Raw genomic sequence first — 20,355 nt, forward strand, 5'->3', positions numbered from 1 at the left:
TTAAAGAACCGCTTTCGGNTAGGAACCGAGCAACTTCAGGTCCGCCGCCCGNGACGACACTTCGTTGAGCACCTTGCTCACNTCCGCNTCCTGGGCNTGACCACTGAAGTCGATGAAGAANACGTAGGTCCAGGCACCGGTNCGCGCCGGGCGGGANTCNACCCGNGTCAGATCGATATNNTGNCGGTGGAANGGCTCGAGCAGGTTGTGCAGTGCGCCCGGCTCATTNCGCATNGCCACCACCAGGGANGTTTTGTCNTCNCCNCTGGCNGGNACNGANTCGGTNCCGATNATNANNAANCGNGTGGAGTTNTCCGGCTCNTCTTCNATNTTCTCGGCCAACACTTTNANNCCGTACAGCTCGGCGGCCATGCTGCCCGCAATGGCGGCGGCATTCCACTCNCCTTTCAGACGCTTGGCCGCTTCCGCGTTGCTGCTGACCGCAATGCGTTCGGCGTTCGGGTAATGCGCATCCANCCATTTNCGGCACTGGGCNANCGACTGGGAGTGGGAGTAAATACGGCTGATNTTTTTCACGTGAGTGACATCGGATATCAACAGNTTCTGATGAATCCGCAGCTCCACTTCCCCACANATTTTCAGGTTGGAGGTCATGAAATTATCCAGGGTGTGATTGACCACACCCTCGGTGGAGTTCTCNACCGGNACCACNCCGTAATTGACCGCNCCGGCTTCCACTTCACGGAACACTTCATCAATGGCCGAGAACGGCATGGCAATGGCGGANTGACCGAAATGCTTGAGNGCNGCCTGCTGGGTAAAGGTGCCCTCGGGCCCCAGAAACGCCACTTTGATCGGCTGCTCCAACGCCAGGCAGGCNGACATGATTTCCCGAAACAGGCGNGCCATNTCCTCGTTGCTCAAAGGCCCCTGATTGCGCTCCATGGCTTTGCGCAGCACCTGNGCTTCACGCTCGGGGCGATAAAAACTTTTCGCCGCCTCTTCCGGGTTTGCGCTNTTNTTGACNTCCGCCACATCNTGGGCGCACTGAGCCCGCTCGGAAATCAGTTTGCCGATCTGATCGTCGATCGAATCAATGCGATCGCGCAGCNCCTTCAGTTGTTCAGATTCGTTCATAGAAGCATCGTTTACCATTGAGAAGGCACCCGTTGGGTGCCTNTCGTCGTGTTTGTGCATTGTCNCNTGGANNCNGGNGTNANGGCGGGTGCGGCCTTTGGCCTTACCCGCCCTACNCNNACCNTNANNGNTGCATCAGTTTTCGGCGTCGTCCTCTACCAGGGACTCGCCGCTTTCTTCNTCTTCNTCGATGCGCTCCACGCCTTTGACGTGCTCACCTTCTTTCAGGCGAATCAGACGNACACCCTGGGTGTTTCGGCTCAATACCGAAACTTCGTCCACTCGCGTGCGCACCAGCGTGCCCATGTCGGTGATCATCATGATCTCTTCGCCGTCGAGCACCTGCACGGCGCCCACTACCGAGCCGTTACGATCGGTGGTCTGCATGCCGATCACGCCCTGGGCACCGCGCCCTTTGGTGGGGAACTCTTCCACCGGGGTGCGCTTACCATAGCCGTGTTCACTGACCGTCAGCACNTTACCGCCCTCCTGCGGAATCACCATGCCAACNACCTGATACTCGTCNTCCATACGAATACCGCGCACACCACGTGACACACGGCCCATGGAGCGTACGGTGGACTCTTTGAAGCGCACAGTTTTACCGCTACTGGAGAACAGCATCACATCGCAGTCACCATTGGTAATGGCGGTAAACGCCAGCGAATCACCTTCATCCAGCTCGATGGCNTTCAGGCCGACNCTGCGCTGACGGGAGAACTGATCCAGCGGCGTTTTCTTGACCGTNCCGCGACGGGTNGCCATGAAGATGAAATGNTCCGCGTCGTAATTCTTGACNGGCAGAATCGAGGTGATCCGCTCGTCACTTTCCANCGGCAACAGGTTCACCACCGGACGCCCNCGGGANTGACGCCCTGCCACNGGAATCATNTACACCTTGAGCCANTAGACTTTACCGGCATTGGTGAAACACAAAATNGTGTCGTGGGTNCTGGCNATCAGCAGGTGTTCAACAAAGTCCTCATCCTTCACCGCCGTGGCCGATTTGCCCATACCACCTCGACGCTGGGATTGGTAATCGTCCAGCGGNTGGGTTTTGGCNTAACCATTNTGGGANATGGTCACCACCCGGTTTTCCTCGGCAATCAGGTCTTCGGTGGTCAGATCCANCGTAGAGGCGGTAATTTCNGTCAGACGGTCGTCGCCGTANTCGGTCATCACCTGCTCAAGCTCTTCNCGGATGACTTCCAGCAGACGCTCNGGACGNTTCAGAATATCCAGGAAGCCGGCGATCTGCTCGAGCTTCTCTTCGTATTCGGACANCAGCTTGTCGTGCTCCATGCCGGTCAGNCGGTGCANNCGCAGATCCAGAATCGCTTGCGCCTGGGCGGCCGACAGGTAATAGGCGCCGTCGTGCACNCCAAATTCTTTGCCCAGATCTTCCGGCTTNCAGGCGTCGTCGCCCGCNCGTTCCAGGAAGGCNGACATCTGACTGATNTCCCAACCCCGGGCCATCAGCCCTTCTTTCGCTTCGGCCGGTGACGGCGAGGCTTTGATCAACTCNATCACCGGGTCGATGTTGGCGATGGCCATCGCCAGACCTTCGAGAATATGCCCCCGCTCGCGCGCCTTGCGCAGCAGGTANACGGTCCGNCGGGTCACCACTTCACGGCGGTGACGGACGAAGGCTTCGAGCAGTTGCTTGAGGTTCAACAGNTTCGGNTGGCCATCCACCAGCGCCACCATGTTGATNCCGAACACGGTCTGCANCTGGGTCTGGGCGTAGAGGTTGTTGAGCAGGACNTCGCCGGACTCGTTGCGCTTGACCTCGATCACGATGCGCAGGCCNTCNTTGTCCGACTCATCGCGCAATTCGCTGATGCCGTCGATCTTTTTGTCCTTGACCAGCTCGGCGATCTTCTCGATCAGACGCGCCTTGTTCACCTGGTAGGGAATCTCGTGCACCACNATGGTCTCGCGACCGGTTTTCGGATCTTCTTCCACTTCCGCTTTGGCGCGCACGTANATNCGNCCNCGNCCGGTGCGGTANGCCTGNACGATACCNGCGCGGCCNTTGATGATCGCNCCCGTNGGGAAGTCCGGCCCNGGNATGTGCTCCATCAGNTCATCNATNCTGATGTCTTCNTCGTCNATCAGCGCCAGNCANCCNCGNACCACTTCTTTCAGGTTGTGGGGCGGNATATTGGTGGCCATNCCCACNGCAATNCCGGAGGAGCCGTTGACCAACAGGTTGGGAATACGGGTNGGCAGCACATCGGGGATGCGCTCGGTGCCGTCGTAGTTGTCGACGTAATCGACGGTTTCCTTGTCCAGGTCCGCCAGCAGGTCGTGGGCGATTTTGGCCATGCGCACTTCGGTNTAACGCATGGCGGCGGCGNNGTCGCCGTCGATGGAACCGAAGTTGCCCTGCCCGTCCACCAGCATATAGCGCAGGGAGAACGGCTGAGCCATACGCACCACGGTGTCGTACACCGCCGAGTCGCCGTGCGGGTGGTATTTACCGATGACGTCACCGACCACACGGGCCGACTTGAGGTAGGGCTTGTTCCAGTCGTTCTTGAGNTCGCTCATGGCGAACAGAACGCGCCGGTGCACNGGCTTGAGGCCATCGCGCACATCCGGCAGGGCCCGCCCCACAATTACGCTCATNGCGTAGTCGAGATAGGACTGTTTGAGTTCGTCTTCGATGTTGACGGGTGAAACTTCTTTCGCTAATTCGCCCATGGACTCGCTGAGTTCCTTATTATCAAACGTCGGAGAAGCAACCCTTACCAGAGAGGCCGATAAAGCCCCCTGAGCCGTGCCCAACGGGCCCTCTGGGGCCTGTCGGGGCAGTATCCAGGCTGCCGCACAAAGGGCGGAATACTACCATAAAAACCGGCTAAGGGGGTGATTTCAGGGCGTTTTTCGAGCGAAGAGGGCCTGCATGCCANGGGCCAATAAGAGTATACTGGCGGCCTTTGGACAAAGTTGTATTCAGGATTCCTTTTATGTCAGCCCCGCAAACCGTCAGCCTGATCATCAAAGCCCGCTGGATTGCGCCCGTGGTGCCGGAAAACCGGGTGTTTGAGCACTGTGCCCTGGTCGTCGANAAAGGCGTCATTCAGGCNCTGGTACCCCAGGAAGAAGCCGACAAACGCTACGACGCCCAACAGGAAATCTTCCTGGGCAACCANCTCCTGATCCCCGGCCTGGTCAATGCCCACGGNCACGCGGCCATGAGCCTGNTGCGGGGCTATGCCGACGANCNGCCCCTGAANCAGTGGCTGGAGGGCCATATCTGGCCCGCCGAGGACCAGTGGCTCAGCGAGGATATGGTGCGCGACGGCACGGAACTGGCCATGGCCGANATGATCCGCTCCGGCACCACCTGCTTCAGCGACATGTACTTTTTCCCCGANCAGGTGGCGCANGCNGCCCANCAGGCCCACATGCGNGCCCAGGTCAATTTTCCGGTGTTTGACGCCCCCAGCGCCTGGGGCCAGGGCCCGGAAGATTATTTCCGCAAGGGGTTGGCCCTGCACGACGATTTTCGCGCCAGCGAACTGGTCCGGATCGGTTTTGGGCCCCACGCNCCCTACACCCTCTCGGACGAACCNCTGACCCGCATCGCCACTCTGGCCCAGGAGCTGGACGCCCCGATCCATATNCATCTGCACGAAACCGCCCAGGAAGTCAGTGACTCCATTGAGCAGTATGGTAAGCGCCCCATCCAACGACTGGCCGAGCTCGGGCTCTTGTCGCCNCTGACCCAGTGCGTGCACATGACCCAGGTGGACGAGGGCGATATCGAACTGATCCGGGACAGCGGCGCACAGGTGGTTCACTGCCCCGAGTCCAACCTCAAGCTGGCCAGCGGCTTCTGCCCCGCACAGCNTTTGCTGGACGAGGGCATCAACGTCGCCCTGGGCACCGACGGCGCCGCCAGCAACAATGACCTGGACCTGCTGAGCGAAATGAAGACCGCCGCCCTGCTGGCCAAAGCGGTGGCCGGTCGGGCCGACGCNCTGGATGCCCACAGCGCNCTGCGTATGGCCACNCTCAANGGCGCGCGCGCCCTNGGNCTGGACGAGCACATNGGCAGCCTGGAGGTGGGCAAGTCGGCGGATATCACCGCNATCGAGTTGAGCGATTTGCCNTCGCAACCCGTATATCACCCGGTATCGCAACTGGTATACACCAACTGCGGCCACAAGGTCAGCCACGTCTGGGTGGCCGGCAAGGCCCTGCTNCTCAGTCGCCAGNTGCAGACCCTGAATGAACGCGAATTGATCGGNAAGGCCCGCTGGTGGGCCAAGCAGATCAAGGGACAACATTAAGCGGAGATCAAACATGAGCAATGTCGACGCGGCTGAAGTCGCCAAATTTGAGGCCCTGGCCAGCCGCTGGTGGGATCGNGAGAGCGAATTCAAACCTNTNCACGACATCAATCCGCTGCGCGCCAACTTTATCGACGAACACTCTCCGGTCGCCGGCCGCAAGGTGCTGGACGTGGGCTGCGGTGGNGGCATNNTNAGCGAAGCCCTGGCCCANCGCGGNGCCNANGTNACCGGNATNGATATGGGCGAAGCNCCCCTNGGNGTNGCCCGGCTGCATGCCCNGGANTCGGGANTGACCATCGANTACCGCCAGANCACCGCCGAGGCTCTCGCCGAACAGGANGCNGGTCAATACGATATCGTCACCTGCCTGGAGATGCTCGAGCATGTGCCGGACCCGGCCTCGGTGATCCGCGCCTGCGCCACTCTGGTCAAGCCTGGTGGCCACGTCTATTTCTCGACCATCAACCGCAACCCCAAAGCCTATGTGTTTGCCATTGTGGGCGCCGAGTACCTGCTCAAGCTGCTGCCGAAAGGCACCCACGACTACCGAAAGTTCATCCGCCCGTCCGAGCTGTCGCGCTGGATGCGGGCAGCCAGCCTCGAGTTGAAAACCCTGACCGGGATGACGTACAACCCGCTGANCAAGACCTACAAGCTGGACCCGAACGATGTCAGCGTCAACTACCTGCTGCACGCCCGNCAGGTGGGCTGACCGATGACCNANAAGTCCGAGAAAAGCTCAACGATTGAGCACCTTCCNATTCGCGCCGTGATGTTCGATCTGGATGGNACTTTACTGGATACNGCGCCCGACTTTGTGGTTGTCGTAAACCGGCTNCTGGCTGAGTACGANCNCCCGCCCCTGGCCGACGCNACCATCCGGCGCAGCGTNTCCAANGGCGCCCGGGCCCTGGTTGAACTCGCCTTTGGCGTCGAGCCGGGCCACCCGGATTTCGAGACCCTNCGGACCCGGCTTCTGGCGCTTTACAGCGATCACCTGGCGGTGCACACCGCGCTGTTCCCCGGCCTGCAAACCCTGTTGCANGNNCTCGGCGAACGGCAGATTCCNTGGGGCGTAGCGACCAACAAACCGGCGGCCTACACCCTGCCCCTCATGGAGCAGTTGGATCTACAGCCCGCCCCCCAGAGCATCATCTGCCCGGACCACGTCACCGAGCGCAAACCACACCCGGAGTCACTGTTTCTGGCCGCCAAGCATCTGGGNTGTGAACCCGAGCATATTCTGTATGTTGGCGATCATCGGCGCGATATCGAATGCGGCCGACAGGCCGGCGCCATCACCATNGCCGCCGCCTATGGCTACATNGANGACGGGGACGATGTCGACGCCTGGGGCGCGGACTACCGCGTGGACCACGGCCGGGAGATTCTGCCCATTCTGGACACGCTGCTCCGATAAGCATTGGCGCTATCGNTCAACACCCAACCGATCAACACCGAGCGTTACACCGAAAAGAGTTGAACTATGACACTACCGGACAATTACCAACCNGCCCCCAGCCTGCTCAAGGATAAAATCATTCTGGTCACCGGCGCCGGGGACGGTATAGGACGGGTCGCGGCGAAAACCTTCGCCGAACATCGGGCCACGGTGGTATTACTCGGGCGCACCATGGCCAAGCTGGAAAAAGTCTACGATGAAATTGAACAGGCCGGTGGTCCCCAGCCCGCGATTTACCCCATGAACCTCGAAGGTGCCACCGAAAAAGACTATCGCGATCTGTCCGACACCCTGTATCAGGAGTTCGGCAAGCTCGACGGGATTCTGCACAACGCNAGCGACCTGGGTGAGCGAACGCCCATNGCCAATTACGCCNCCGACACCTGGCTGCGGGTGATGCAGATCAATGTCAACGCGCCTTTCATGCTGACNCAGGCGCTATTGCCNCTGCTGGAGCAATCCGGAAACGCCAGNATTGTGTTTACCAGTTCCGGCGTCGCNCGGAAAGGCCGCGCNTACTGGGGNGNCTANGCGGCNTCCAAGGCGGCNCAGGACAANCTGATGCAGACCCTGTCGGAAGAGCTGGACGGTGCCNTGCCNATCCGGGCCAACAGCATCAACCCCGGNGCCACCCGCACCCGGATGCGGGCGGCGGCCTACCCGGCNGAAGATCCGCGNACCCTGCCGACGCCCGAGTCGCATATGCCGTTGTATCTGTATCTGATGGGGGAAGATTCNGTGGGCGTGAATGGGGAGATTTTTACGCCGTAGGTGNAGCGAAGGGGTGTTACGGCGGATGCGGCCTGCGGCCTTATCCGCCCTACGGACGCTCCGAAGCGTCGGACCGATCCGCCCTACAGATAGCGCGCGACAGCTTTATCGGTGTTCCTGCATGGCTTGCAGGAGCGAGGCTTCGGCNCGGGACAGNCCNCAGCGGCGNGCCACTTCTTCGACGCTGACACCCATGCGGAACAATTGATTGGCTTCGGTGTAGGGCTGCTCCGTTGGTGCGTCGGGCGNTCCGCCNGCGCCCTGGGCCAGGCGCTTTTCCATGGCGATCAGGCGATTGCCCATGCCAATGGCGGCGCTNTTGGACACCGCCANCTCACTTTCCAGNCGACGATGACTGGAGCGNACCTGATCCAACTGGCGNTGGCTGGCCCGCAGCGCCACCAGGGCGACCNCNATCGCCACAACGCTCAACACCAGACTCAANCCAANGGCCAGCAGCATCCAGTTCATCCGTTAAATCTCGTCCAGCTCGGCCCACTCTTCGTTGGTGAGCAGCTTGTTCAGGTCAATCAGGATCAACAGCTCGTCGTTCTTGTGGCACACGCCCTGAATAAACTTGGCACTCTCTTCATTGCCNACNTTGGGCGCGGTTTCAATCTCGGACTGATTCAGATACACCACTTCCGCCACACTATCGACCATGATGCCGATCACNTGGTTNTCCGTTTCGATAATCACAATGCGGGTATTGTCCGTGACTTCCCCGTCGGCCAGACCGAACCGNTGACGGGTATCGATCACCGTGACCACGTTGCCGCGCAAATTGATGATGCCAAGCACATAGGGNGGCGCACCNGGCACCGGCGCAATTTCGGAATAGCGGAGCACTTCCTGCACCTGCATGACGTTAATACCGTACGTCTCGCCNTCCAACCGNAAGGTCACCCACTGCAGAACCTGATCNTCCNCATCTTTGTTCTTTTGCNTNCTGNTTTTNGTNTCAGTCGCCATACATCAAATCCTCAATCNNTCTTNCTNTTCGTCATTATGCATTGANACGCACTATAGCTGATATCACGNCGGTTCGCTGCGCGTTTCCGNNNCNNCGCNACNNNNACCTCANGCCCGTTTGCGATCCGCCTCCATCAGCAACTGGCCGATNCGCGGAATATCCAGTAGCGCGCACATGTGTTCTTTNACCGTTCCCGCCAACCAGGGACGCCGNCTGCGTTCGGTGCGCCACTTNACATCCTCNGGGTCNAGNCTGATGGGCTGGTTGACCGANTCCACNGCCANNCCCCANGGCACNCCGTCGATNGANATCACATANTCGGCGGTTTCAANAAACCGCTCGTCATAGCGCTCCGGCATGACAAACCGCGCCGTNTTGACCGTGCGTATTTTGCCGGTCGGAGTCGGCAGCAGCCCCATAAACCAGTCCGCCTGTCCGAACAGCGGTGTCAGNTCATCGGTCAGCGGCTGAATCTGTCCCAGGGCGATCAGCGGCACNGCCAGGGTCAAACCCGACACTTTGAACAACAGCACATCGAANCGCTCCTGNGCCCAGGCGGGACGTCCGTTGGCCAGCCATTCGACGTCTTTCAAGCGGAATTGTCCGACTTCCGGCTCGGGCATCAAGTCCGGTGCTGCAGAGGATGGCACCGTTTCAGCAGTATCAGCTTNGGGNNCCAGNGGTTCGGCCAACTTGACCCGNGGNTCTGGCGTCNTCCTCGCCTCTGGNGCGTCGGTTGTNGGNNCGATGGTCGGCGCNGACACCTCGGGNTTGNGTTTGTGCTTGGGCTCGACCACGACCGGCTGCGCAATACTGTGCGATTGAGCGGGCCGGGTCGGCGTTTGCACAGAGGCTGTGCTGCTGGCTTTCAGGGGCGTGGCAGCGCTGTATAGCAACTTCTGCAGCCGCTCGCGCTGCTCCTCCACCGGATCNGCNTAGGGAGGCTCTTCCGGCACCGTCAGCAGATCNTCTAAATAGGCCTGCAAAAGCCCCTGCGGATCCTTTGACATCCGGCTCATGTCGCACTCCCTGCGGCAACACTGGCCGTCGAGGGCTCTTTCTTCAACAACCACTTGTACAGNGACCGATAAGCGTCCACACCCCGACTGTCCGGCTCGAACAGGTGNGGCGGCACGCCCGCCTTNCTGGCGTCCCGAAACTTGGTNTCGACCGGAATCATTCCGGGCCAGACCTGNGTCGGGTANGTATTGCGGATGGTCANCAGNCTGCTGACCGANGCCTGNGTNCGGCGATCGAACATCACGCCGNCGACNACATGGTATTCCAGCGGCCGCTTTCGAGACCGACTCATCATCTCCAGGGTATTCACCATCCGCTCCAACCCTTTCAGCGCCAGAAACTCGGTCTGCACCGGCATTACCAGGCGGTGGGCAGCGGCGAGCGCATTGATCATCAGCACCCCGAGCAAGGGCGGGGTGTCCACCAGCACCAGATCATAGTCGTCATACACCTGAGCCAGGGCGCGGGTCAGCACCAGCCCCATACCCTCCTGTCCAACCGCATGGCGCTCCAGTGTCGCCAGTGCCGTAGCCGAGGGCAACAGGTCCAGGTTATCGAAATCGGTTTTCTGGATCAGCTGTTTGACCCGCTCGGGATACAGCTGTTTGCGCTCTTCAAACAACGTAAATACGCTGCTGCGCGCCGTGTCAGGATCTTGACGGAAATAGGTGCTCAGAGAACCGTGCGGATCCAGGTCCAGCAGCAATACGCGCCGACCCTGCTCGGCGGCAAGGCCGCCCAGGGCCACGGTGGTGGTGGTCTTGCCGACCCCGCCTTTCTGATTGGCAATGCTCCAGACGCGCAACAGATGCGATCCTCGTTATCGATGGCCTGATCGGTTAACAGCGCAAAGCGCCAAAATTCCGCAGGCCAATCCGGTTTACGTTACGTTGAACCAGGATTAAGCAACAGACATACCATTCGAGCGGGTACTATCCATTCAAACTGGGGCTATCGCTGCCGTGGCAAATCCGGGTCACTACTGAAGAGCAGACCCCCGCCCTCCAACTGCACCGGCTCGACCGGTGCGGCGGATTCCCCACTGTCGCCCGAAGAGCTATCGGCCTCCGGAGCGGATTCTTGAGGTGCACCCTCCGGGCCGGCCTCGCGCGGCGGCAGGATTCCGCTTTCCGCCCCGTTTCCATCCAGCGCTGCACTCGGGCGCGGCATCGCTTCGCGGGCAATCATCAAGGCAACCCGGCGGTTCTGGGCTCGCCCCTGCGGTGTGTCGTTGTCCGCACTGGGCTGNTGCTCNCCGTACCCCACNGCCGACAAACGCTGCGCCGAGACACCGGNTCCAGACAGCAATTTGACAATGGCACTGGCCCGCGCGGCGGACAACTCCCAGTTACTGGGNTAGCGAAGATTGCGGATGGGCTGGTTGTCCGTATGTCCCTCCACCTGAATCGGGTTGTCNTACTCNGCCAACAGNCGGGCCATTTCNGCNAAAATATCCCGNGCCTGGCCACTNANNTCNGCGCTGCCCGACTCAAACAGAATACTGTCTCGCAGCTCNACCTGCAGCCAGTANTCNTTNGCATACACTTCCAGCAGGTCATCGCCAATCAGNTCGGAAAANCGCTCGCTGATACGTTCCGCCAGNTCTCCCAGCTCACCCAGGCCCTCTTCGCCCGCAAGGCCNCCGGATTCGCCCANCATTGGGTGNTNGGTATCTCCNCGATCNTCGCCCCGAATATCGATNGCACTGGCNGANGGTGAGCGCGAAGGCTGNCCNACCTGAATGGGCTGNACCGCNCGGGCCGGCTCAAAGGCCTCCATCAGGGTATCNGACAGCACCCGGTATTTGCTCTCATTGACCTGNGAGATGGAGTACATCACCACAAAAAACGCAAACAGCAGNGTAATGAAATCCGCGTAGGACACCAGCCAGCGCTCGTGATTCACGTGCAGTTCTGTGGGGCGACGGCGCGGCATGGGCAACCTCTACTTGTGCAGGTAGCCGTTGAGTTTCATTTCAATGGAGCGCGGGTTCTCNCCATCNGCAATGGCAATGATGCCCTCGATCATCANNTCCCGGTAATGGGAGCGCTCATTGATACACATCTTGAGTTTGTTGGCGATGGGCAACAAAAACAGATTGGCGAGCGCGACCCCGTAGATGGTCGCCACAAACGCCACGGCGATACCCGGACCGAGCTGTTCGGGATCGGCNAGGTTGCGCATCACNTGGATCANCCCCATGACCGCGCCGATGATGCCNATCGTGGGCGAATAGCCACCCATACTTTCATAGAAGCGCACGGCGTCCTGATCNCGCTGCTCGCTGAGCACCAGTTCGTTTTCCATGACCCGGCGGATCACGTCCGGCTCGCTGCCATCGACCATCAGTTGCAGGCCCTTGCGCGCAAAGGGATCTTTTTCGNGGTCGGCGATTTCCTCCAGNCCGAGCAGGCCCTGTTTGCGAGCNGTNANCGACCAGCGCACAATCTGNTCAATACCACCGCGNAACGCATTGACCGGAGGNCGAAAAATCCANGGGAAAATCTGCAGNGCACGCTTGAGGTGGACCTTGGGGGTCTGGAGCATGGCCGCCCCCAGNGTGCCNCCNATCACGATCACGGCAGCGGGGCCATTGAGNAGAGAAGAGAGGCTGCCGCCCTCAGCAAAGTTGCCGCCAATCANCGCNGCGAAGCCNATGATGACACCGAGTATGCTGAGGATATCCATGTCAGCAGACCTCNCGCACGAGTCTGGGGCCNATGTCTTTCAGGCTGAGNACTTTATCCGACAATCCNGCTTTGGCNACNGCCATGGGCATACCGTAAATCACGCAACTGGCTTCNTCCTGTGACCAGATGCTCGAGCCGGCATTTTTGAGCATGCGNGCNCCNTCCCGACCATCNGCCCCCATNCCGGTCAGGACCACGCCCAGCACTTTGTTCCCGTAGTGCTTGGCGGCCGANCCGAAGGTNATATCCAGTGAGGGTTTGTAGGTCATGCGCTCGTCNTCGACGATGCGNAGCCCGCCCCGGGCATCCAGCATCATCTGCTTTCCTCCGGGNGCNAGNAACGCNACCCCCGGTTGCAAGGTATCCCCTTCTTGCGCCTCGCGCACCTGAATCTGACATTGGCGATTCAGCCGTTCGGCGAANGCGCGGGTAAAGTTCTCCGGCATATGCTGCACCAGAACAATGGGCAGCGGGAAAGTGGCGGGCAGGTTGACNAATACNTCNGTGAGCGCCACCGGCCCACCGGTNGAGGCGCCGATAACCAACANCTTATAGCTACCACGAGGGCGCGCCGGCGTCTGCGGCTCCCGGGCAACCGGTTTTTCCGNGGGTTTTTCCNCCGNTCTGGCGGGTTGCAGGCGAGTNGCCTCGCGCGAGGCNGANGCGGAGGCGCGGGCCTGCCGACCGAGGGTCAGCAGGCGTTCGTGCAGTTTATCCCGCAGCCCCTGAGCATTGCGGGANACTTCCCCAAAATCCTTGGGCATAAAGTCCATGGCNCCGGCCGCCAGNGCGTCCAGGGTNATGCGNGCNCCCTCNTAGGTGAGGGACGAGAACATCAGAATCGGGACGGGNCGNTCNGCCATGATATGGCGCACGGCGGTAATGCCGTCCATCTCCGGCATTTCGAAATCCATAGTGACCAGGTCCGGGCGCAGGGAGCGGGCCNGCTCCACCGCCTCACGGCCGTTGGTCGCGGTTCCCACGACCGAGAGATCCGGGTGTTGATCGATCATTTNTTTCAGTCGCTGACGAAAGAAGTTCGAATCATCTACGATTAACACCCTCAATGGCATTNTTGCTTACTCCAGCCTGTTCAGTACGTCCGCTCCTCTTCGTCGGGGAGCACAGAGTTCAATCGGGATTATACGCCGCCCGCGTAGCGCTTGAGCAACCCCGGAATATCGAGGATNAATGCCATGGTGCCNTCGCCNGTNATGGTGGCACCGGCCATTCCGGGGGTGCCCTGAAGCATTTTGCCCAGGGGTTTGATCACCACCTCTTCCTGCCCGATCAGTTGATCGACCACAAAGCCCACCATGCGGGTACCAATNGCNACTATGACCACATGNGCCTCNCGCTCCCGGGCCTTNCGCGGTCCGGTGATCAGCCAGTCTTTCAGGTAGAAAACCGGAATGGCCCGATCGCGGATGGTCACGCACTCCTGGCNGTCCACGGTGTGGGTTTTGGACATATCCATGTGAAAAATTTCCTGCACGCTGGCCAGCGGTAAAGCGAAGGCCTGCTCTGCCAGCATCACCATCAGCGTCGGCATGATCGCCAGGGTCAGCGGCACTTTGATGTTCAGCCGGGTGCCCTCACCCTTGGTGGACTGGATTTCGATGGTGCCGTTNAGCTGGGTGATCTTGGTCTTGACCACATCCATCCCCACACCCCGACCGGACACATCGGAAATTTCTTTCTTGGTAGAGAACCCGGGGGCAAAAATGAGGTTGAATGCTTCGGTGTCCGAGAGGCGATTGGCGCTGTCCCGATCCATGACTCCCTTCTCCACGGCGATGTCCCGCAGTTTGTCAGGGTCCATGCCCGCGCCGTCGTCGGTGATCGACAGCAGGATGTGATCGCCCTCCTGCTCAGCCGCCAGAACGACTTTACCAGTGCGTGGTTTTCCATTCGCCTCGCGCAGGTCGGGCAATTCGATACCGTGGTCCACTGAGTTGCGCACCAGGTGAACCAGAGGATCGGACAGCGCCTCAACCAGGTTTTTATCCAGGTCGGTGTCCTCCCCCACCAGCTCCAGATTCACTTCTTTTTTCAGGTTGCGCGCCAGATCCCGCACTACCCGAGGGAAGCGGCCGAACACTTTTTTGATCGGCTGCATCCGGGTTTTCATCACGGAGGTCTGCAGGTCGGCGGTTACCACGTCGAGATTGGAGACCGCTTTGGCCAGGGATTCGTTTTCAATATCGTCACCCAGCCGCACCAGGCGATTGCGCACCAATACCAGCTCGCCCACCATGTTCATGATTTCGTCGAGACGCTGGGTATCGACCCTCACGGTAGTTTCGGCCGGCGCCGGACCACCGTCCCGATCGGCCGGCTTGCCGGAGGGTCGANNCGCCGGCGGCTTCTTGCCATCGCCCGCGCCACCTCCGGCCGGTGCGGCNGGAGCGGGTGAAGCGNCTTTTGGAGCCGANGGNNNGCTATCGGGTTTTGCCGCAGCACTGGTATCCGGCTTTCCGGAGGCGTCAGGTTGCTTGCGGGTTGGCCCCTGCCCTTTGCCATGGAGCTCATCGAGCAGCGACTCGAACTCATCGTCACTGATCAGATCATTGTTGGACGAATTGCCCGATGCGGATTTACCACTTTCTGCGGGCGCTTGGGCTGGTTCAGACGGCTCTGGCGCCGCAGACTTTGCCGTTGTGCCGGTCCCCGGGCCCTTGCCCTTACCGTGTAACTGATCCAACAGCGCTTCGAATTCATCGTCATCGATTTCATCGCTGTCTGAAGCGGGGGCTTCGGAGGATGGTTTGGCCGGCTGACTCGCNCCCGGGCCTTTGCCTTTACCGTGCAGCTCATCCAGCAAGGCTTCAAACTCGTCTTCCTGAATGACATCANCCTGCTCTGGCGACGGCTTCGAGTCGGATCCGCTTTTGGCGGGCGCGGCACCGGGCTCATCGGCAATGGCATCCAGCAGCTGCTCAAACTCGTCGTCGGTAATATCACCCTGGGCTTTGGGTGTGTCGTTACCNACCGGCTCANCGGNCCCGTGGCTCTGATCACTTTCNGANGTGGTATCNGCGCCACCGNCAATCGGCTCGCCGTTNACCAGCCGCTGCAGGGTGTCGATCAACTGNGGNTCGGCCGACGACNTNTCNTCNCGNTGCGACACTTCCGNAAACTGCTGGTTGATGGTATCGAGCGACTGCAGCACCACGTCCATCAACTCGGANNTCACCTGGCGNTGGCCNTTGCGCAACACATCNAACAGGTTCTCGGTCACATGGCAACANTCCACCATGGGNTCGAGCTNGAGAAACCCNGCCCCACCCTTGACGGTNTGAAAACCACGGAAAATNGCGTTGAGNAAATCAGCGTCGTCGGGGCGCTGNTCCANCTCGACCANNTGCTCGGAGAGCTTCTCCAGTATTTCNCCTGCTTCGACCAGGAAGTCCTGGAGNATTTCTTCGTCGTCACCGAACCCCATTCAGCGCTCCTATCAAACCTNTCTCNCCGGTTATTGTCATCGGNNNGNCNCCCTCNGGCTGNCCANCCTGGCGCGCANTGCGCCTGCGGGTGAACCCTGTTNCGNCCCAGGTCAGAANCCCAGGCTCGACAGCAAATCGTCCACTTCGTCCTGACTGGATACCACGTCAGCCCGTTCGCTGGCGTTCATCTGCGGCCCCTCTCCGGAGCTNTGTTNACGTTTTTTCACTGCCGCTTCTTCACTATCGGCCTCGGGCACAAAACCTGTAACATCTTCCACCTGGGCGGCAATCCGGACCAGNCTGACNAGNTCCTGCTCCACATCNTTGATCANNCCGATCACCCGCTTGAGCACCTGNCCGGTNANGTCCTGAAANCCCTGNTCNAGNACAATNNCCTGNANGTTACNNCCNATNGTCTCGGTGCCGGTCACCATCTGCCCNAGAAANTCNTCCATCCGGTGGTACAGCTCGCGAAACTCNTCCGGACTCATTTCNCGNCGNTTNAGCCGGGCCCACTCNTCNNTCANNGAGCCGGCNTCCTGCCCGAGATTGGTGGCGATGGGCGCCGACTCNTCCACCATATCCATGGTTTTTTCGGCNGCNTGCTGNGTCAGGTCNATGACGTAGNTCAGACGGTTGGANGCGTCCCGNATTTCGGAGTTTTTGATATCGGGCGGTTCGGANCTGAGGTCACCATCAACGTTGAAGTTGACGATNGCATCGTGCAGCCCGCGCGTCAGNCGCCCNACGGACTGGAAAATATGCCGGTCGCGCACTTCGGTGATCGCGTGAATCAGCTGGGANGCCTCTTCATACTGGTCTCCCTGAAGCTTGTCGACCAGCAGCTTGGCGCACTCTTTCAGCTCGGAGATGAACTCNTCGTTTTCATGCAACTGGGATGTTGAAGCCATGAATAAGCCTTATTGTCGCTATGGGCCGGCGCCCCAAGANACCGACGGCGCGCGGTTTAACCGACGCGTTCAAAAATTTTCTCGATCTTTTCCTTGAGCGCCGCNGCGGTAAACGGTTTNACCACGTANCCGTTCACNCCGGCCTGNGCGGCTTCAATAATCTGATCGCGCTTGGCTTCAGCGGTCACCATCANNACCGGCAANGCATGCAGCTTCTCGTCCTCGCGCACCGCGCGCAGCAGATCGATGCCGGTCATACCNGGCATGTTCCANTCGGTCACCAGGAAGTCAAAGTCGCCGCTGCGCAGCATNGGCAAGGCGGTTACCCCGTCGTCAGCCTCGTGGGTATTGCTGAACCCCAGGTCTCTGAGCAGGTTCTTAATAATCCGTCGCATTGTCGAGAAATCGTCGACAATCAGGATCTTCATGTTTTTATCCAATGCAACCTCCGTCTACTCTGGCGGGAGTCTGGTTTCAAGAATGGGAAGTAGCGCCACAGGGCGCCCACCACACCGGTGAAATTGGTATTCTAGCAAGGCCGTGCCCGGCAAAGTACCCACAAACCTCTGGCGCGTCAATCATTACCCTGCCAGTCGGCCAGCCGGGTTCTCAGGCGCAGGGCGGCCTGGCTGTGGATCTGGCTGACCCGGGATTCGCTGACCCCGAGGACCTGCCCGATCTCCTTCAGGTTAAGCTCTTCATCGTAATAGAGCGCCAACACCAGCTTTTCCCGCTCCGGTAGTTGGGTTATCGCCTGCGCAAGGGATTGCTTTAGCGCCGTGCGCTGAATTCCGTCCAGGGGGCTGGCGTGCTCGGAGCCTGGGCCCGCCATATGCTGACTGGTGTCGTCATCGCCGAAGGTCTCTTCGTAGCTGAACAACCGGCTGGCACTGGCATCCCGCAGCATATCGAAATACTCATCCAGCTCAATACCCAGCTCGTCGGCCACTTCGGCATCCTGGGCATCCCGACCAGTACGCCCTTCCACAGTACCAATAGCCTCGCTAATCCGCCGGGCGTTCCGGTGCACCGAGCGCGGCGCCCAGTCGCCCCGGCGCATTTCGTCCACGATGGCACCGCGAATGCGGATACCGGCGTAGGTTTCAAAGCTGGCCCCCTTGGAAGCATCATACTTCTGAGAGGCTTCAATCAGGCCGATCATGCCGGCCTGGATCAGGTCGTCAACCTGCACACAGGCAGGCATGCGCAACATCATGTGATGGGCAATGCGCTTTACCAGGGACGCATAGTCCTCCACCCGTATCTGGTTGCCAAGTTGTCGGGTTTTATCGTACATGGCTAATCCATCGGCTGCGGCCATTGTCAGCTACCTCACACCATCTAGCGACTGTTGGCGACCTGGAGCAGACGCTCGACAAAAAATTCCAGCCGCCCCGTGGGCGCGCTGGGCAGAGGCCACTGATCCACTTCTTTGGCGAGCGTACGAATCGCTTGCGCCGCCTTGCTCTGAGGGGCGAACTCCAGCAGTGACTTTTGTTTCTGTACGGCTTTGCGCACATTTTCGTCAAAGGGAACATGGCCCACATACTGAAGGGTGACATCCAGAAACCGCTCGCACACGCTGTTCAGCTTGTTGAACATCATCTGCCCTTCGCGGGTGGTGCGGGTCATATTCGCCACTACTCGGAAACGTTGCAGACCGTGATCCCGGTTGAGCACCTTGATCAGGGCGTAGGCATCGGTAATGGACGACGGCTCGTCGCACACCACCACCAGTACTTCATTGGCGGCCCGAACGAAGCTCACCACGGTATCGGAGATACCGGCGGCGGTATCCACCACGAGAATATCCACCTGATCACTCAGCTCACTGAAGGCATTGATCAGGCCCGCATGCTCACGGGGCCCGAGCATGGTCATGCGCTGGACGCCCGAGGCGGCGGGGACAATTTTCAGACCGGAGGGGCCGTTAACCAGCACATCCCGAAGCCCCATTTCGCCGTTGAGCACATCGGACAGGGTATGTTTGGCCTTGAGACCGAGCAGCACATCGACATTCGCGAGGCCCAGGTCCGCATCCAGCAGCACCACACGGCGGCGAAGTTCGGCCAAAGCGATACTCAGGTTGACGGAAATATTACTCTTTCCCACACCGCCCTTGCCGCCGGACACTGCTATGACTTGAACCGGACGCATTTGACTCATCTGCCGTTCTACTCCTCACGTTCTTCGACTGACCCTAACAAGGTCGATTATAGGGCCCGGCGGGCGACGGTGGCCGTGGCACCCTGGGGGCGGCGCGCGGCGTCATCGCGCCGACCAACCAGGCTGGCCGCTCGGGTCACCAACTGGTGCGGGCGAGCCACCTGAATATCCCGGGGAATATCCTGACCGTCGGTAGTATAGACGATTGGCACCCCGGCCTGCATGACTACACCCAGTGCCTCACCCAGACTCGCGCTCTCATCGAGCTTACTGAGAATGCAGCCGGTCAGACCCTGACCGCCGTAGGCGTGCACTGAGGCCTTTAACATCGCCGCCTGACTGGTGCTGGGCAGCACCATCAGTGGTTTGACCTGAGGCAGGCGACGGAGTGTGTCGAGCTGCTCGGTCAGCCGGGGATCGCCCTGGCGGAATCCCGCGGTATCAATCAGCACCAGTGCGTGACGGCGCAGACTGTAGAGCACCGACTCCAGGCTGGACTGATCGTCTACCACCCGCAGAGTCACACCGAGGATACGCGCCAGGGAGCGAAGCTGATCATGGCCGCCGATCCGGTGGGTATCCAGGGTCACCAGGGCCACATCCCGGGCACCGTGTTCCATGACATAGCGGGCCGCGAGCTTGCCGATGGTGGTGGTTTTGCCGGCCCCGGTGGGGCCGACCAGTGCGTAGACGCCACCCCGGGAGACCGGGTCGGCGCCGTCAGCCGGCAACTTGCGCGCCAGCTGCGCCAGCGCACCCGTCCAGGCTTGCGCGAGTGGCTGACCGGCCGGGGTGTCGTTGAGAATGGCTTCCGCGGCCTCCGGGGACAACCCCATCCGCTCCAGGCGCCGGCCAATGCTCGCCAGGCCCGGTGCGCGAGCCGCCGGCTTCGGGCCGAGCATCTGTGAGAGCTGCTCTTCGAGCAGATAGCGCATTTCAGCCAATTCCGCCTGCAGGCTATCCAACCGCGGATCGGTGGTTTCCGTGCCCGCCGTACTCACCGGACCCGCGGGCGGCTCATCGTCCCGCAGCGGGTAACGCTCGGCGGCACTGACAAAGCCGGCCGCCCGAGACGTATTCCGTTCAGGCTTGCTCACGCTGACCGGGTCCCGGTCAGTCCCGGCGGATTCAAGCAGAGAGCGCTCCACCCGAATACCCGCATTGACGCGCTGATTCGGTTGAAGAAACTCGCGCGCCGAAGCATCCAGCTCGCGCTGAGCCAGTTGCCGCTGGCGGGCACGCTCGATCGCATCGGCCCGCTGCTGCCCGGTTTCCGACGCGGGTCCGGTCGAGAGTGGCTCGCCTGATTCGGCATTTGCAGCCGGCACAGACCTCTCGGCCGCCTCCGGGAGGGACACCGAGGCCTGAGTGGTCAACAGCTCCACCCCGTCTTTCGTGCGGTTGCTGGAGAGGATGACCGCATCGGGACCCAACTCCTGACGAACCATTTCCAGGGCGCGTCGCATATCCGCCGCGAGAAATCGTTTGACCTGCATCGTTGTACTCCTCGTCAA

The 20,355-nt window shown here is 60.4% G+C and carries 18 protein-coding genes and 1 pseudogene; 4 read left to right on the forward strand and 15 right to left on the reverse strand.

The features are described 5' to 3' along the window. The gene (pheA, locus tag CMG77_RS10580; RefSeq protein ID WP_286904395.1) at nt 1-1,098 is read right to left on the reverse strand and encodes a prephenate dehydratase; all 1,098 of its coding nucleotides are present in this window, start codon (nt 1,096-1,098) and stop codon (nt 1-3) included. 135 nt (nt 1,099-1,233) lie between these two features. Further along, complete coding sequence (gene gyrA, locus CMG77_RS10585) at nt 1,234-3,804, reverse strand: DNA gyrase subunit A (RefSeq protein ID WP_286904396.1); 2,571 nt, start codon at nt 3,802-3,804, stop codon at nt 1,234-1,236. Between the two features lie 266 nt (nt 3,805-4,070). Between gyrA and CMG77_RS10590 the strand changes: the two genes are divergently transcribed. The 4 genes from CMG77_RS10590 to CMG77_RS10605 all read left to right on the forward strand — a co-directional run bounded on the left by CMG77_RS10590 (nt 4,071) and on the right by CMG77_RS10605 (nt 7,635). Beyond that, the gene (locus CMG77_RS10590) at nt 4,071-5,399 is read left to right on the forward strand and encodes a TRZ/ATZ family hydrolase (RefSeq protein WP_286904398.1); all 1,329 of its coding nucleotides are present in this window, start codon (nt 4,071-4,073) and stop codon (nt 5,397-5,399) included. A gap of 13 nt (nt 5,400-5,412) precedes the next feature. Continuing rightward, the gene (ubiG, locus tag CMG77_RS10595) at nt 5,413-6,114 is read left to right on the forward strand and encodes a bifunctional 2-polyprenyl-6-hydroxyphenol methylase/3-demethylubiquinol 3-O-methyltransferase UbiG (RefSeq protein ID WP_286904400.1); all 702 of its coding nucleotides are present in this window, start codon (nt 5,413-5,415) and stop codon (nt 6,112-6,114) included. Between the two features lie 60 nt (nt 6,115-6,174). Next, nucleotides 6,175-6,822 (forward strand): HAD-IA family hydrolase, encoded by a 648-nt coding sequence (locus CMG77_RS10600; RefSeq protein WP_502691858.1) that lies wholly within the window; start codon nt 6,175-6,177, stop codon nt 6,820-6,822. Nucleotides 6,823-6,888: 66 nt separating this feature from the next. Next, nucleotides 6,889-7,635 (forward strand): YciK family oxidoreductase, encoded by a 747-nt coding sequence (locus CMG77_RS10605; RefSeq protein WP_286904404.1) that lies wholly within the window; start codon nt 6,889-6,891, stop codon nt 7,633-7,635. Between the two features lie 105 nt (nt 7,636-7,740). Here CMG77_RS10605 and CMG77_RS10610 read toward each other — a convergent pair whose 3' ends face one another. The 13 genes and pseudogenes from CMG77_RS10610 to flhF all read right to left on the reverse strand — a co-directional run bounded on the left by CMG77_RS10610 (nt 7,741) and on the right by flhF (nt 20,337). Then, on the reverse strand, nt 7,741-8,106 hold the full coding sequence (locus CMG77_RS10610) for a DUF2802 domain-containing protein (protein WP_286904406.1): 366 nt from the start codon (nt 8,104-8,106) through the stop codon (nt 7,741-7,743). Nucleotides 8,107-8,109: 3 nt separating this feature from the next. Then, nucleotides 8,110-8,607 (reverse strand): chemotaxis protein CheW, encoded by a 498-nt coding sequence (locus CMG77_RS10615; protein WP_286904408.1) that lies wholly within the window; start codon nt 8,605-8,607, stop codon nt 8,110-8,112. Between the two features lie 108 nt (nt 8,608-8,715). Continuing rightward, the gene (locus CMG77_RS15910) at nt 8,716-9,627 is read right to left on the reverse strand and encodes a chemotaxis protein CheW (protein ID WP_353743478.1); all 912 of its coding nucleotides are present in this window, start codon (nt 9,625-9,627) and stop codon (nt 8,716-8,718) included. Next, on the reverse strand, nt 9,624-10,433 hold the full coding sequence (locus tag CMG77_RS10620) for a ParA family protein (RefSeq protein WP_286904410.1): 810 nt from the start codon (nt 10,431-10,433) through the stop codon (nt 9,624-9,626). The genes CMG77_RS15910 and CMG77_RS10620 overlap by 4 nt, the downstream gene beginning before the upstream one ends. A gap of 146 nt (nt 10,434-10,579) precedes the next feature. Continuing rightward, on the reverse strand, nt 10,580-11,563 hold the full coding sequence (gene motD, locus CMG77_RS10625) for a flagellar motor protein MotD (protein WP_286904411.1): 984 nt from the start codon (nt 11,561-11,563) through the stop codon (nt 10,580-10,582). 9 nt (nt 11,564-11,572) lie between these two features. After that, complete coding sequence (locus CMG77_RS10630; protein WP_286904413.1) at nt 11,573-12,316, reverse strand: flagellar motor protein; 744 nt, start codon at nt 12,314-12,316, stop codon at nt 11,573-11,575. A 1-nt stretch (nt 12,317) separates the two neighbouring features. Continuing rightward, a complete protein-coding gene (locus CMG77_RS10635) occupies nt 12,318-13,391 on the reverse strand; it encodes a protein-glutamate methylesterase/protein-glutamine glutaminase (protein WP_286904415.1) in 1,074 nt (357 codons plus the stop codon). 68 nt (nt 13,392-13,459) lie between these two features. After that, entirely contained in the window at nt 13,460-15,763 is a 2,304-nt protein-coding gene (locus CMG77_RS10640; RefSeq protein WP_286904417.1) for a chemotaxis protein CheA, read from the reverse strand. Between the two features lie 111 nt (nt 15,764-15,874). Continuing rightward, a pseudogene (locus tag CMG77_RS10645) lies at nt 15,875-16,675 on the reverse strand (protein phosphatase CheZ). Nucleotides 16,676-16,731: 56 nt separating this feature from the next. Next, the gene (gene cheY, locus CMG77_RS10650; RefSeq protein ID WP_286904419.1) at nt 16,732-17,115 is read right to left on the reverse strand and encodes a chemotaxis response regulator CheY; all 384 of its coding nucleotides are present in this window, start codon (nt 17,113-17,115) and stop codon (nt 16,732-16,734) included. A gap of 134 nt (nt 17,116-17,249) precedes the next feature. Next, nucleotides 17,250-17,972, reverse strand: a complete 723-nt coding sequence (locus tag CMG77_RS10655) for an RNA polymerase sigma factor FliA (RefSeq protein ID WP_286876047.1) — start codon at nt 17,970-17,972, stop codon at nt 17,250-17,252. Nucleotides 17,973-18,016: 44 nt separating this feature from the next. Continuing rightward, nucleotides 18,017-18,841, reverse strand: coding sequence for a MinD/ParA family protein (locus CMG77_RS10660; protein ID WP_024459984.1), 825 nt, complete (start codon nt 18,839-18,841; stop codon nt 18,017-18,019). Nucleotides 18,842-18,888: 47 nt separating this feature from the next. After that, nucleotides 18,889-20,337, reverse strand: coding sequence for a flagellar biosynthesis GTPase FlhF (gene flhF / locus CMG77_RS10665; RefSeq protein ID WP_286804707.1), 1,449 nt, complete (start codon nt 20,335-20,337; stop codon nt 18,889-18,891). Nucleotides 20,338-20,355 lie beyond the last annotated feature (18 nt).

The organism is Marinimicrobium sp., assembly GCF_002695945.1.
Taxonomy (GTDB): domain Bacteria; phylum Pseudomonadota; class Gammaproteobacteria; order Pseudomonadales; family Cellvibrionaceae; genus Marinimicrobium; species Marinimicrobium koreense.

Bases quoted from the DNA above. Each gene is read 5' to 3' on its own strand.
- CMG77_RS10655 (WP_286876047.1), bottom strand. From the start codon at position 17,972: ATGTACGATAAAACCCGACAACTTGGCAACCAGATACGGGTGGAGGAC.
- CMG77_RS10660 (WP_024459984.1), bottom strand. From the start codon at position 18,841: ATGAGTCAAATGCGTCCGGTTCAAGTCATAGCAGTGTCCGGCGGCAAG.
- flhF (WP_286804707.1), bottom strand. From the start codon at position 20,337: ATGCAGGTCAAACGATTTCTCGCGGCGGATATGCGACGCGCCCTGGAA.